This window comes from Actinomadura sp. 21ATH, assembly GCF_041951345.1.
GTDB lineage: Bacteria > Actinomycetota > Actinomycetes > Streptosporangiales > Streptosporangiaceae > Spirillospora.
This window is the reverse complement of sequence record NZ_JBGNUR010000001.1, coordinates 81,861-95,430: the sequence shown is the minus strand read 5'-3', so window position 1 is coordinate 95,430 and position 13,570 is coordinate 81,861. Positions and strand designations below refer to the sequence as shown.

The window sequence follows — 13,570 nt, the reverse complement described above, 5'->3', positions numbered from 1 at the left end:
GTCCTGTTGACTTGCGGCGTGCCGCCCGCGCGGCGGCGCGCCGCGAGTCGACGAAAGAGGGTCCAGGGTGCAGCGTGAGATCGTCCTCGAAGGCTGCGTGAACTTCCGCGACCTCGGCGGGTACGGCGCCGAGGGCGGCCGGGTGCGGTGGCGGCGGCTGTTCCGCAGCGACGCGCTGCACGAGCTGACCGCCGCCGACGTGGCGGCGCTGCGCGAGATCGGGCTGGCCACGGTGATCGACCTGCGCTCGGACTTCGAGCGCCGGCACGACGGCGGCGGCCCGCACCCGCTGGCCGGGATCGCCGAGATCGTCGAGGCGCCCGTCATCGACCGGCACAACGCCGAGATCATGGCCGACACGTCGCTGAGCCTCGCCCGGCGGTACGCGCGGATCATGGAGAGCTCCGGGACCGCCCTGGTGGACGCCGCGGGCGCGATCGCGGCCGCGCGGGGCGCCGCGGTGTTCCACTGCGCGGCGGGCAAGGACCGCACCGGCATGCTCAGCGCGGTGGTGCTGGGCGCGATCGGGGTGGCCGACGAGGACGTGATCGCCGACTACGCCATGACCGGCCGCAACCTGGCCAGGATCGAGGCCCGGCTGGCGGGCAACCCCGCGTACGAGCGGACCGCGGCGTACGTTCCGCGCGACGTGATGACCGCCGACGCCGCGACGATGGGCGAGCTGATCGCCGACCTGCGGGCCCGGCACGGCGGCATGGCCGGCCTGCTCGGCTCCCTGGGAGCCCCCGAGGACGTCGCCGTCCGCCTGCGCGCGGCCCTCGTGGAGCCCGTGGCGCCCTGATCCCCGGCCTGCCGTGTTCCGGGGCGCGCGGCGTTTCCGGGCGCGCGGCGTTCCGGCGGCGGCGCGTGCCGCCGGTCCGGGCCGCGGCGGCCCTGGCCGGCCCCGCGCGGGCCCGGTCGGGTGGGCCCGGCGCGGGGACGTCTCAGCCCGAGAGGGCGGCCGAGAGGGCCTCGGCGTAGCGGAGGGCGGCCAGCCGGGCCAGCGCGGTGTGCGCGCCCAGCGGGCCGGCGTGCTCGGCGCCCGCCGCCTCGGCCGCGGCGGCGATGTACCGCGCGTCCGGCTCGAAGCCGATCAGCTGCGGCGCCACCGCGAGCCGCTGGACGCCGGAGCCGCGCAGCTGGGCGGCGGCGGCCTGGACGCCCGCCTGGTCGTCCACCCGCGCGGTGAACACCGGCGAGGCCAGCCGGGAGGCCAGCAGCACGCTGCTCACCTCGGCCTGCCGGACGGCGAACGCGTCGCCCGGGGTGACCACGATGACGCCGCCGGCGGCGGTGACCATCGTCATCATCCGGATCCGGTCGGCGCGGGCCAGCCCGGCGTCGGCCAGCCGGTCGTGCAGCGCCTCGGCGATCAGCGGGTGCGGGCCGAGGGGCTCGGCCGCCACCGCCCGGATCGGCGCCGCGGCGACGATCTTGCGGATCGCCTGCTCGGTCTCGGGTTCGGGGCCGGTGACCAGGGGTACCACCACCGCCCCCGGTTCGTCGGGTCGCTGCTGGTCGAGCGTCGCGAGGAGCGCGCCCAGGTTCCCCTCGTCCCCCTCCAGGTAGCCGACCAGCGTGGGCTGGCCGGTGTGCTCGAGCTCGACGAGCCTGGCGAGCTCCTCGGGGACCCCGCCGGCGCCCCGGGCGGTGCCGGGAACGGCGAGAACGAGGACGGGGGAGCCGTGGGGCAGCAGGAAGGATTCGTCGCCGCGGTGCCGGCCGCCCCTCGGGGTTCGGCGGCGCCGGGACGGAAGTGCCTCGGATGCCTGGCTTTCGGGACTCACGGCGGGAATCGTAACGCCGTAACGGGCACATCGGTGATTCTCCGGCCCTTTGTTCCCGTAACGAGTCGTGATCGACACATCGCCGAGGGGTCGCCGAGCGAGGCGTTTGTCCGGATTCGTTGAGAATTGCGGGGGCGCTGATCGGGCAGGTTCCACTCAATGGGACGATGCCCCGGAACGACCAGGATGCTCCTGAAAGTGGCATTCTGGCTGCGAATGTTGCCCCAGGAGGCGATGCTGGGTTCGATGATGTCATCACTCCCGTCACCGGACCGGGTGCGGGCCGTGATCGCGTCCCGGTGCCGGGACCGTGTTGACTTGACCGTGTTGACGAGTGTGAACGAGGAAGCGCGATGATGCACAACACCGCGACCGGTGAACTGAACTGGCTGCTCAACGACTTCGCCGGGCGGGTCCCGATGGTCCGGCAGGCGGTGATCCTGTCGCGCGACGGGCTGGCCGTCGCGGCGTCCCAGGAGCTGGGCCGCGAGGACGCCGAGCACCTGTCCGCGCTGGCGGCGGGCGTGCAGAGCCTGGCGCGCGGCGCCGGGCGGCACTTCGGCGGCGGCAACGTCCGGCAGACCATCATCGAGATGGACTCCATGCTGCTGTTCGTGACCGCGGCCGGGAACGGCACCTGCCTGGCCGTCCTCGCGACGGCCGACGCCGATGCCGGACTGATCGCCTACGAGATGGCCGTGCTGGTCAAGCGGGTCGGCCAGCATCTGCAGGCCAGCCCCCGGTTCGCCGGCACGGGATTCGACGGCGCCTGATCATCCGCCGCACCGGCCGTGGGCCCGTTCCGCCGCGTGAGTGGGCCCGTTCCGGGTGGCGTAGTAGGCTCCGGCAGTCCCCCCTTTAACCTATAAATCGAGAGGTTTCTCCCGCATGTCGCGCCTCCGGCAGTTCAGCGCATCGGACGGGTGCAGGGTTCACCAGCGGTGATGTCCCGGCGCTTCTCCTCGATCCGGACGAGGATCATCCTGCTGATCCTCGTGCCGCTCATCTCTCTCGCCGGCCTCTGGGCGTTCGCCACCGACATCACCTATGGCGACGCCCGGCAGCTCCAGCAGAGCAACCAGTTCCAGGAGAAGTCTCTGCTGCCCACCCAGGCCCTGATCGCCGCGCTGCAGAAGGAGCGCCGGCTGTCGATGGGCCGCGTCGGCGGTGCCCCCGACGCCGACGGCACGGCCCTGGCCGCGCAGCGGAAGGCCACCGACGAGGCGCGCGACCTCGTCCGCCGGCACAGCAAGGACAAGCGGCTGCGGGGGGCCATCGACCCGCCGGTCCGGCAGCGGATCGACGCGTTCGTGACCCGGCTCGGCTCGCTGGACCTGGCCCGGCGCGCCGTGGACGGCCGGGCCGCCGACCGGGGCGGGATCCTGGCCGAGTACTCCGGCCTGATCGACTCCGCGTTCGCGATCTACGCCGCGGTCGCCCCGGCGGACGCGAAGATCGCCGGCGAGGGCCGGACGCTGATCGCCCTGGGGCGGGCGCGGGAGTTCCTGGCCCGCGAGGACGCGCTTTTCACCGGCGCCGCGCCGGGCGGCCGGTTCACCGCCGCCGAGCGCGCGCAGTTCGCCCAGCTGGCCGGAGCCCAGCGGTACCTGTACGCCGACAACGCCCCCGGCCTGCACGCCGAGCAGCGCGACCGGCTCAGGCGGCTGGAGGCCACCCCCGAGCACGCCCACCTGCGCCGGCTGGAGGACCAGCTCATCCGCGGCGCCGAGCCCGGCGACCGGCGGGCGGGGCAGGAGCAGGACGCGGCGGGCGGGGCCGCCGGCCGTACGGCCCGTACCCCGTACGTCGGGACCGCCGACTGGCGCGCGAGCGTCGACACCGTGACCAGCCGGCTGTTCGAGTTCGAGAACGCCGCCCTGGACGACCTCACCGGCCGCGCCGAGGGCATCGCGTTCGGCGTGGTGCGGCGGCTGGGCATCGCCGGCGGCCTCGGCCTGGTCGCGATCGTGGTGTCGGTGCTGGTCGCGGTGCGGGTGTCGCGGCGGCTCCTGGACGAGTGCCGCACGCTGGCCCGCGGCGTGGTCGACTTCACCCAGCGGGCGCTGCCCGCGCTGGCCGACACGGTGCGGGAGGGCGGCCGGGTCGACGAGGCCGCGAACGTCCCGGACCGCGAGTACCGGATCCGCGAGATCCGGCAGATCTCCGAGTCGTTCGTCCGGGCCCGCGAGGCCGTGCTCACCGGCGCCGCCCGCGAGATGGCGATCCGCGGCGGCATCAGCGAGGTGTTCGTCAACCTCGCCCGCCGCAACCAGGCGCTGCTGCACCGCCAGCTCAGCCTGCTGGACACCATGGAGCGCCGCACCGAGGACCCGGCCGAGCTGTCGGACCTGTTCCGCCTCGACCACCTGGCCACCCGCATGCGGCGGCACGCCGAGGGCCTGGTCATCCTGGCCGGCAAGTCCGCCGGGCGCGGCTGGCGCCGGCCGGTGCCGATGGTCGACGTCGTCCGCGGCGCGGTCGCCGAGGTCGAGGACTACCCGCGGGTCCGGGTCCAGCCGCTGCCCCGGCTCGCCCTCCAGGGCACCGCGGTCGCCGACACCATCCACCTGCTCGCCGAGATCGTGGAGAACGCGACCACGTTCTCGCCGCCGCAGTCGCCGGTGCGGGTCAGCGGCCACGCGGTGGCCAACGGCTTCGTCGTCGAGGTCGAGGACCGCGGCCTCGGGATGACCGACCAGGACCTGCGCGCCGCCAACGAGCGGCTGGCCGACCCGCCGGAGTTCGACCCGTCCGACAGCGCCCGGCTGGGCCTGTTCGTGGTCGCGCGGCTGGCCCGCCGGCACGGCATCTCGGTCACGCTGCGGCAGTCACCGTACGGCGGCACGACCGCCATCGCGCTCATCCCCGCCGCGCTGATCGTCGAGACGCCCGAGCCCGACCAGGTCGGCCGCCGCCCCACCGGCGCGATGGCCGCCGTGGGGCAGCCCGCCGGGGTCGGCGCGGCCGGGAACGGCCGGGCCGCGGCGGGCACCGGTCCCGTCCGGCTGGTGGCCGAGCCGGCCCCCGGCCCCCGGCCCGCGCCCGCGCCCGAGCAGGAGCGCCCCGCCCGCCAGGGCGGCCTCAGCGAGCTGCCGCGGCGCCGCGGCGACGCCGGCGACTCCCGGTCCGGCGCGCACCGCCGCCCGGCGCCCCCGGCGGGCGAGCCGCCCGTACCGGCGCCCCAGCCACCGCCACCGCCGGAGCCGCGGGCCGCGGAACCGGCCCCGCCACTGGCCGACGGCGAGCTGCCGCGGCGCAGGCGGCAGACCCACCTGGCGCCCCAGCTGAAGGAGCGCGTGGACGCGGACCTGGCCGCCGAGGGGCGGCCCGTGCCCGGCGATACGGGCCCGCACGCGTCGCCGGTGGCGACGCACCCGCGCGGCTGGGAGCCGGCGGCGCCGGACCCCGCCGGCCGGGACGGGGCGGCCGGCGCGGCGGACCCGGCCGTACCCGAGACGGCGTGGCCGGACCCGCGGCCGCGCGCGCCCGAGGAGATGCGCTCGATCATGTCCTCGATGCAGCGCGGCTGGGAGCGCGGGCGCAGGGAATCAGGACAGGCCGAATCCGGGCCCGCGGAGGCCGGGCCCGGCGACCAGGCCAGAGCCGAGGAGGACGACACCCCATGACCGAAGCGCAGCAGGCAGCGGGAGACATCGCCGCGGGAGCCGCCGGCGATCTGAACTGGCTGCTCGACAGCATGGTGCAGCGGGTGGCGCAGGTGCAGAACGCCGCGGTGCTGTCGAGCGACGGGCTGCGCATCGCCGCGTCGAAGGGGCTGGCCCGCGAGGAGTCCGACCACCTGTCGGCGGTGGCGGCCAGCTTCCAGAGCCTGGCCCGCGGCGCCGGCGAGCAGTTCGGCGGCGGCGCCGTCCGGCAGACGATCGTGGAGATGGAGAACGCGTTCCTCTTCGTCACCGCGGCCGGCCGCGGCGCCTGCCTGGCCGTGCTGGCCGACGCCGACGCCGACCTCGGGGTGATCGCCTACGAGATGGCGATGCTGGTGACCCGGGTCGGGCAGCACCTGTCGGCCGACCCGCGGGTGGCGGCGGCCGAGGCGGGTGGCGCCTGAGGTGTCCGGATCACGGCACTACGGCCAGGGCGGGGCGGGCTGGTACGACGACGCGGCCGGCCCCGTGGTGCGGCCGTACGCCCTCACCGGGGGCCGTACGCAGTACGACTCCGATGTGCTCGACCTCGTCGCGCTGATCGTCGCGGAACCGGCGGCGGACGGCGACGGCGGCGCCGGGAGCGCGCACGCGGGGCCCGACGGCTGGGCCCGGGAGCCGGAACATGAAATGATCTTGGAGCTTTGCCGCACCCCGCTGTCGGTCGTCGAGATAGCGTCGGAGCTGGAACTCGCCCTGGGCGTCGTCCGGGTGCTGCTCGGCGACCTTCTCGACCACTCGCTCGTCAGCGTACGGCGCCCCGCGCCGGTGGCGCAGTTCCCGAGCGAGCGCGTACTCAAGGAAGTGATCGATGGAATCCGTGCGCTCTGACCCGGCCGCCACGGCCGGCGAATCCGCGCTGACCGTCAAGATCCTCGTTGCCGGTGGCTTCGGTGTCGGCAAGTCGACGCTGGTGAGCGCGGTCAGCGAGATCCGACCGCTGCGCACCGAGGAGGCGCTCACCGAGAAGAGCATCGGGATCGACGACACCACCGCGGTGTCGCAGAAGACGACCACGACGGTCGCCATGGACTTCGGCCGCATCACGCTGCCGAACGGCCTGGTGCTGTTCGTCTTCGGGACCCCGGGCCAGGACCGGTTCTGGTTCATGTGGGACGAGCTGGCCAAGGGCGCCCTGGGCGCCGTGGTCCTCGTCGACACCCGCCGGCTGGCCGACTGCTTCGCCTCGGTGGACTACTTCGAACGCCGCGGCGTCCCGTTCATCATCGGCGTCAACCAGTTCGACGGCGCCGGCCGGCACTCGGCCGACCAGGTCAGGGACGCCCTCGACCTGTCGCCGGACGTGCCGGTGATCAATTGCGACGTCCGGGAGCGCGAGTCGGCCAAGCAGGTCCTGATCGCCCTCGTCGAGCACATCATGCGCTCGATGAGCGGGCGGCGGGACCCGGGAGCCCTGACCTACTGAGCTCTCTTATTGGCATTGCCCTTGGCGTCGGGCCTTGGAGGCCCTCCTTCGGCGGGCACTGCGGCGATCGCTGCATCGTTTCGACTCGCCCAGGGGCTCGCTCGACGATCAGGTTCTCGCTTGCGCTCGAACCTGGCTTCGGACGCGATCGCAACGCCTGGGGTCGTTGACGGCTTGGCTAAGGACAGTGTTCTCCTGAACGGATGAGGCCCCCACCGGATGCCGGTGGGGGCCTCTTCGTGACGGACTTTGTCCTCTCAGTAGAGAAAGTTTGATCTTTCTGGGGGAAAGGTCTTCTCAGGGTGGCGAAAGCGGGTTACTTTTCTCGTCACCACCGGCTCGTGAGCGCGAGAGGACGGCGTGATGCGCATGACGGCTCGACCGCAGAACGTGCACCAGGCACGCCTGCTGCGGCTGCTGCGCGACGAGGGGCCGCGGTCCCGGGCCGAGCTCGGCGACGTGGTCCGGCTGTCCCGGTCGAAGCTGGCCGTCGAGCTGGACCGGCTTGCCGAGCTCGGGCTGGTGGAGAGCGCCGGGCTGGCCGCCTCGCGGGGCGGGCGGCGCTCGGGCATCGTGCGGCTGTCGCCGCGGCTGCGGTTCGTGGCCTTCGACATCGGCGCCACCTCGATCGACGTGGCGGTGACCAACGGCGAGCTGGAGGTGCTCGGGCACGTCAGCGAGCCGTGCCAGGTACGGGACGGCGCCACCGCCGTCCTCGACCGCGCCCTCGACCTGCTCGGCAAGCTCCGCGACGAGGGGCTGATCCCGCAGGTGCACGGCACCGGGATCGGCGTGCCGGGCCCGGTCAGCTTCCGGGACGGCATGCCGGTGGTGCCGCCGATCATGCCGGGCTGGGACCGCTTCCCCGTCCGGGAGGCGATCGGCCAGGAGCTGGGCTGCCCGGTGCTGGTCGACAACGACGTCAACATCATGGCCCTCGGCGAGCTGCACTCCGGGCTGGCCCGCTCGGTGGACGACTTCCTGCTCGTCAAGATCGGCACCGGTGTCGGCTGCGGCATCGTCGTCGACGGGGCCATCTACCGGGGCGTGTCCGGCAGCGCGGGCGACATCGGCCACATCCGCGTCGACGACGACGGCCCGATGTGCGCCTGCGGCAACGCCGGCTGCCTGGAGGCGTACTTCGGCGGCGCCGCGCTGGCCCGCGACGCCACCGCCGCCGCGCGCTCGGGGCGCTCGGCGCACCTGGCCGAACGGCTGGCGGCGGCGGGCGAGGTGACCGGCCGGGACGTCGCCGACGCGGCGGCCGCCGGCGACCCGGTCGCCGTCCAGCTGATCCGCGAGGGCGGCCGCCACGTCGGGCAGGTGCTCGCCGGGCTGGTCAGCTTCTTCAACCCGGGCCTGGTCATCATCGCCGGCGGGGTGGCGGGCCTCGGCCACACCCTGCTGGCCGAGATCCGCAGCGTCGTCTACCGCCGGTCGCTCCCGCTGGCGACCGGCAACCTTCCGATCGTGCTGTCCGAGCTCGCCGGCGCCGCCGGCGTGATCGGCGGCGCCCGACTCATCAGCGATCACGTCTTCGCCACCGCCTGATCCCCACCCCCCGGCAGAGGAGGCCCTGTGGGCCCTGCGAAGCACACCGGTGATCCCCTCCTGCGGATGCGCGGGATCACCAAGCGGTTCCCCGGCGTCCGCGCCCTGGACGGCGTCGACCTGGAGGTGCGGGCGGGCGAGGTGCACTGCCTGCTCGGCCAGAACGGGGCCGGCAAGTCCACCCTGATCAAGGTGCTCGCCGGGGCGCACCGCCCGGACGGCGGCGAGATCACCCTGGCCGGCGAGCCGTTCGCGCCGGCCGGGCCCACCGCCGCGATGCGCGCCGGGATCGCCACCATCTACCAGGAGCTCGACCTCGTCGACGGGCTCTCGGTCGCCGACAACATCTTCCTCGGCCACGAGCGCGCCACCCTCGGCTTCACCCGCCGCGCGGAGGCCGAGAAGGCCGCCGCCGAGCTGCTCGGCCGGCTCGGGCACGGCGAGATCCCGCCGCGCCGCGAGGTCGGCCGGCTGCCCGCCGCGGGTCGCCAGGTGGTGAGCATGGCCCGCGCCCTCTCGCACGAGGCCCGCCTGATCATCATGGACGAGCCGTCCGCCGCGCTGGCGCACGACGAGGTGAGCAACCTCTTCCGGATCATCCGCGAGCTGACCGCCGCGGGCGTCGCGGTCGTCTACATCTCGCACCGGCTGGAGGAGATCCGCGAGATCGGCGACCGGGTCACCGTCCTCAAGGACGGCCGCACCGTCGCCAACGGCCTGCCCGCCCGCGACACCCCGACCGCCCGGGTCGTCTCGCTGATGACCGGCCGCGACGTCGAGTACGCGTTCCCGGACCGGACCGGCACCGGCGAGGGGCCCGAGGTCCTCCGGGTGGAGGGGCTGACGCTGGACGGGTCGTTCGAGGACGTCTCGTTCACCGTCCGCGCGGGCGAGATCGTCGGGCTGGCCGGGCTGGTCGGGTCGGGCCGCTCGGAGATCCTGGAGACGGTGTACGGCACCCGCCGCCCCACCGCCGGGCGGGTGCTCCTGGAGGGCCGCCCGGTCCGTCCCGGCGACACCGGATCGGCGGTGCGGCGCGGCATGGGCATGGCGCCCGAGGAGCGCAAGAGCCAGGCGCTGCTGCTGTCGGAGTCCGTCGCGGGCAACATCACGCTCGCCGGGCTCGGCCGCTACTCGCGGCTGGGCTGGCTCGACCGCAAGCGCGAGAACGCGGACGTCGAGGGCCAGATCAAGGCGCTGGACATCCGCCCCGGCGATCCGCGCCGCCCGGTCGCGACGCTGTCGGGCGGCAACCAGCAGAAGGTCGTGCTGGCCCGCTGGCTGGTCGGCGCCGCGTCCGGCGGGAACGGCGAGGGGCTGAAGCTGCTGGTCCTGGACGAGCCCACCCGCGGCGTGGACGTCGGCGCCCGCGCCGAGCTGTACGCGGTGATCCGCGAGCTGGCCGGCCGGGGCGTCGCGGTCCTGCTGGTGTCCAGCGAGGTCCCCGAGGTGCTCGGGCTGGCCGACCGGGTGCTGGTGATCCGCGAGGGCCGGGTCATCCACAGCGCCGCCGGCGGCGATCTGGACGAGCGCCGCGTACTCAACATGATCATGGAAGGGAGGGCCCTATGACCGAGGCCGGAGTGGGGCGCGAGGCGGCCGCCGGCCCGGCGCCCGAGAAGTCGCCGGACGGCACCGGGCCGCGGCCGCCGTGGAACCGGCTGCCCTGGAAGCGGGCGAACGGGTCCGCCGGGGGGCCGGGGGAGATCCGGCACCTGGGGCTGGTCGCCGCGCTGGCGCTGCTGGCGCTGGTCGGCGTGGTCACCCAGCCCGACAACTTCGCCACGTCGGGGAACCTCGTCGGCATCCTCGCGCTGGCCGCCACGATCGGCGTCATCACCGTCGGGATGACCTTCGTGATCATCGGTGGCGGGATCGACCTGTCGGTGGGCGCGCTGATGGCGCTGGCGTCGGTGTGGGCGACCACGCTGGCCACCCAGTCGTACGGGCCGGCCGTGATGGTGATGTGCGCGATCCTCGTCGGCACCGGCGCCGGGCTCGTGAACGGGATCCTCATCGCGTACGGGCGGCTGGTGCCGTTCATCGCGACGCTGGCGATGCTGGTCGCCGCCCGCGGGCTCGCGCAGCGCATGTCGGACCGCAAGACGCAGTTGGTCCGGCCGGAGAACAACGCGATCGAGGCGCTGTCCACCACGAAGGTGCTCGGCCTGCCGCTGGTGGTGTACATCTTCGCCGCGGTGGCGGCGGCCGGCTGGGTGCTGCTCAACCGCACCACGTTCGGCCGCCGGACGTTCGCGATCGGCGGCAACCCCGAGGCGGCCCGGCTGGCCGGCATCAACGTCCGGCGCCAGACCGTGGCGCTGTACGGCCTGTCCGGCCTGTGCTGCGGCATCGCCGCGATCATCATCATGGCCCGCACCACCACCGGCTCCAGCACGCACGGCGACCTGTACGAGCTGGACGCGATCGCCGCCGTCATCATCGGCGGCACGCTGCTCACCGGGGGGCGCGGCACGCTCATCGGGTCGATCCTCGGCGTGCTCGTCTTCACGCTCATCACCAACCTGTTCATCCTCAACGGCCTGCAGACCAGCGACCAGCTGATCGCCAAGGGCGTGATCATCGTGGCCGCCGTCCTGCTGCAGCGGCGGGGACTCAGAAGCCCCACCTGACCCCGCCCCGCCCCGCGACCCGCCGTTCGACCCGCTCCCGCCGTTCCGCATCCCCACCCCCCTTCCAGGAGCACGCAATGACCGAGAGCACCCGACCCAGCCGCCGCAACCTGCTGTTCGGCGCGGGCGTCGTCGCGGCCGGCGGCCTCGCCGCCGCCTGCACCGGCAACGAGCCAGAGGAGACGACGCCCGCCGCGCAGGCCGGCAACAACGGCGAGAACGACAAGCCCGGCAAGAAGGTCACGATCGGCTTCTCCGCGCCCGCCGCCGACCACGGCTGGATCGCCGCCATCACCAAGAACGCCGAGGCGCAGGCCAAGCGCTACTCGGACGTGACGTGGAAGCCGGTCGAGCCGACCAACGACATCAACCAGCAGATCTCCGCCGTCGAGTCGCTGATCTCGGCCAAGGTGAACGCGCTGGTGCTGCTGCCCAACGACGGCGAGCAGCTCAACCAGGTCGCCCGCAAGGCGATGGACGCCGGGATCCCGGTCGTCAACCTGGACCGCGTGTTCCCCGACAAGCTCTCGTACCGGACCTGGATCGGCGGCGACAACTACGGCATGGGCGTCGCGGCCGGCCACCACGTCGGCCGGCGCCTCAAGGAGAAGGGCGTGTCCAACCCGGTCATCGTCGAGATCCAGGGGATCGCCACGCTGCCGCTGACCCAGGAGCGCAGCAAGGGCTTCGCGGACGCGCTCAAGACGTTCGGGTTCACGGTGACGGCCAAGCAGGACGCCAAGTTCACCGTCGAGACCGGCAACCAGGTGGCCAGCAACCTGCTCCAGGCCCACAAGAAGATCGACGCGCTGTGGAACCACGACGACGACCAGGGCGTGGGCGTGCTGGCCGCGATCAAGCAGGCCGGCCGCAAGGAGTTCTTCATGGTGGGCGGGGCCGGCTCGGCCAACGCCATGCGCGAGATCAAGGCCGGCTCGTCGGTGCTGGAGGCGACCGTCACCTACAGCCCGACGATGGCCGGCTCGGCGGTCCGGACCGCCCGGCTGATCGCGCAGGGCAAGGGCATGGCCGACCTGGTGGAGCAGCAGGTCCCGCAGTCGATCACGCTCGCCTCGGAGACCATCACCAAGGCCAACGTCGACACGTACCTGCCGCTCGGCTTCGAGTCCTGAGGCCGCCGCCTCCGGCGGCGAACAGTACGCGGCGTACCGACTCCTGAGGGGGAACCTAATGACCAACGAGAGGGCGACGGTCGGCGTCGGGATGGTGGGGCACGCGTTCATGGGACGCGCCCACTCCCAGGCGTGGCGCAGCGTCGGGCCGTTCTTCGACCCGCCGCTCACCCCGGTGATGGCCGCGCTGGCGGGCCGGTCGGCGGAGCGCACCGCGGCCGCGGCGCGCGAGCTGGGCTGGGCGTCGGTGGAGACCGACTGGAAGGAGTTGCTGCGCCGCGACGACGTCCAGTTGATCGACATCTGCACGCCGGGCGACAGCCACGCCGAGATCGCGGTCGCCGCCCTCGACGCCGGCAAGCACGTGCTGTGCGAGAAGCCGCTGGCCAACACCGTGGAGGAGGCCGCGGCCATGGTGGCCGCGGCCGAGCGGGCCCGCGAGCGGGGGATCCGCTCGATGGTCGGGTTCAACTACCGGCGGGTCCCGGCGATCGCGCTGGCCCGCGAGATGGTCGCCGCGGGCCGGCTCGGCACGCTGCGCCACGTGCGGGCGCAGTACCTCCAGGACTGGCTCGCCGACCCCGGCGCGCCGCTGGTGTGGCGGCTGCAGAAGGACCGGGCCGGGTCGGGCGCGCTGGGCGACATCGGCGCGCACATCATCGACGTGGCCCAGCACGTCACCGGCCAGCGGCTGACCGGGGTCAGCGGCCTCACCGAGACGTTCGTCAAGGAGCGGCCGCTGGTCGGCGGCGACGGCACCGGCGAGGTGACCGTGGACGACGCCGCGGTCTTCCTCGCCAGGACCGACGGCGGGGCGCTCGCGACGTTCGAGGCCACCCGGTTCGCCGCCGGCCGCAAGAACGCGCTGCGGATCGAGCTGAACGGCTCGGCCGGCAGCCTGGCGTTCGACCTGGAGGCGCTGAACGAGCTGTGGTTCCACGACCACACCGAGGACGCCGCCACCGCCGGGTTCCGGCGGATCCTGGTCACCGAGCCCGAGCATCCGTACGCCGGGGCGTGGTGGCCGCCCGGGCACCTGCTCGGGTACGAGCACACCTTCACCCACCAGCTCGCCGACCTGCTGGCCGCCATCGCGGCGGGCACCGACCCCGCCCCCTCGTTCGCCGACGGCCTCCAGGTGCAGCGGGTGCTCGCCGCCGTGGAGCGGAGCGCGGCCGGGAACGGCGCCTGGACCGCGGTGGAGGACGGCTGAACGCCGGAACGGGGCCCGGCGGCGACCGCGCCGGGCCCCGGTCCGCCCGGCGCGGCCCGCGCCGGGACCACCGGAAGTGGGATCACCCGAAGTGGGATCACCGGAAGGAGGTGCCCGTCCCGAACCGCCCCGATCCTCGCGCCCCACCCCCAGGTGAGGAGG

Annotated in this window: 12 protein-coding genes; 11 read left to right on the top strand and 1 reads right to left on the bottom strand. The window is 74.1% G+C overall.

All coding sequences use genetic code 11. From position 1 onward, the window contains the following. The first annotated feature begins 67 nt into the window (after window positions 1-67). Window positions 68-802: a tyrosine-protein phosphatase gene (locus ACA361_RS00420; protein WP_375009704.1), complete on the top strand. Its 735-nt coding sequence runs from the start codon at window positions 68-70 to the stop codon at window positions 800-802. Window positions 803-944: 142 nt separating this feature from the next. On the opposite strand, the gene ACA361_RS00415 is transcribed toward ACA361_RS00420, so the two are convergent. Then, window positions 945-1,787, bottom strand: a complete 843-nt coding sequence (locus ACA361_RS00415; protein ID WP_375009703.1) for a sirohydrochlorin chelatase — start codon at window positions 1,785-1,787, stop codon at window positions 945-947. 356 nt (window positions 1,788-2,143) lie between these two features. Between ACA361_RS00415 and ACA361_RS00410 the strand changes: the two genes are divergently transcribed. From ACA361_RS00410 to ACA361_RS00365, 10 genes are all read left to right on the top strand, one after another. Further along, complete coding sequence (locus ACA361_RS00410) at window positions 2,144-2,560, top strand: roadblock/LC7 domain-containing protein (protein WP_375010867.1); 417 nt, start codon at window positions 2,144-2,146, stop codon at window positions 2,558-2,560. A gap of 150 nt (window positions 2,561-2,710) precedes the next feature. After that, window positions 2,711-5,413 (top strand): nitrate- and nitrite sensing domain-containing protein, encoded by a 2,703-nt coding sequence (locus tag ACA361_RS00405; protein ID WP_375009701.1) that lies wholly within the window; start codon window positions 2,711-2,713, stop codon window positions 5,411-5,413. Then, window positions 5,410-5,856 (top strand): roadblock/LC7 domain-containing protein, encoded by a 447-nt coding sequence (locus ACA361_RS00400; RefSeq protein WP_375009700.1) that lies wholly within the window; start codon window positions 5,410-5,412, stop codon window positions 5,854-5,856. Before ACA361_RS00405 ends, ACA361_RS00400 begins: the two co-directional genes overlap by 4 nt. A 1-nt stretch (window position 5,857) precedes the next feature. Continuing rightward, entirely contained in the window at window positions 5,858-6,283 is a 426-nt protein-coding gene (locus ACA361_RS00395; RefSeq protein WP_375009699.1) for a DUF742 domain-containing protein, read from the top strand. Beyond that, window positions 6,264-6,878: an ATP/GTP-binding protein gene (locus ACA361_RS00390; RefSeq protein ID WP_375009698.1), complete on the top strand. Its 615-nt coding sequence runs from the start codon at window positions 6,264-6,266 to the stop codon at window positions 6,876-6,878. The genes ACA361_RS00395 and ACA361_RS00390 overlap by 20 nt, the downstream gene beginning before the upstream one ends. Before the next feature lie 369 nt (window positions 6,879-7,247). Beyond that, entirely contained in the window at window positions 7,248-8,429 is a 1,182-nt protein-coding gene (locus ACA361_RS00385) for an ROK family protein (protein WP_375009697.1), read from the top strand. A 27-nt stretch (window positions 8,430-8,456) separates the two neighbouring features. Next, window positions 8,457-10,001 (top strand): sugar ABC transporter ATP-binding protein, encoded by a 1,545-nt coding sequence (locus tag ACA361_RS00380; protein ID WP_375009696.1) that lies wholly within the window; start codon window positions 8,457-8,459, stop codon window positions 9,999-10,001. Then, the gene (locus tag ACA361_RS00375; protein ID WP_375009695.1) at window positions 9,998-11,062 is read left to right on the top strand and encodes an ABC transporter permease; all 1,065 of its coding nucleotides are present in this window, start codon (window positions 9,998-10,000) and stop codon (window positions 11,060-11,062) included. Before ACA361_RS00380 ends, ACA361_RS00375 begins: the two co-directional genes overlap by 4 nt. Before the next feature lie 77 nt (window positions 11,063-11,139). Next, window positions 11,140-12,195 (top strand): ABC transporter substrate-binding protein, encoded by a 1,056-nt coding sequence (locus ACA361_RS00370; protein ID WP_375009694.1) that lies wholly within the window; start codon window positions 11,140-11,142, stop codon window positions 12,193-12,195. Between the two features lie 58 nt (window positions 12,196-12,253). Continuing rightward, entirely contained in the window at window positions 12,254-13,408 is a 1,155-nt protein-coding gene (locus ACA361_RS00365; RefSeq protein ID WP_375009693.1) for a Gfo/Idh/MocA family protein, read from the top strand. Window positions 13,409-13,570 lie beyond the last annotated feature (162 nt).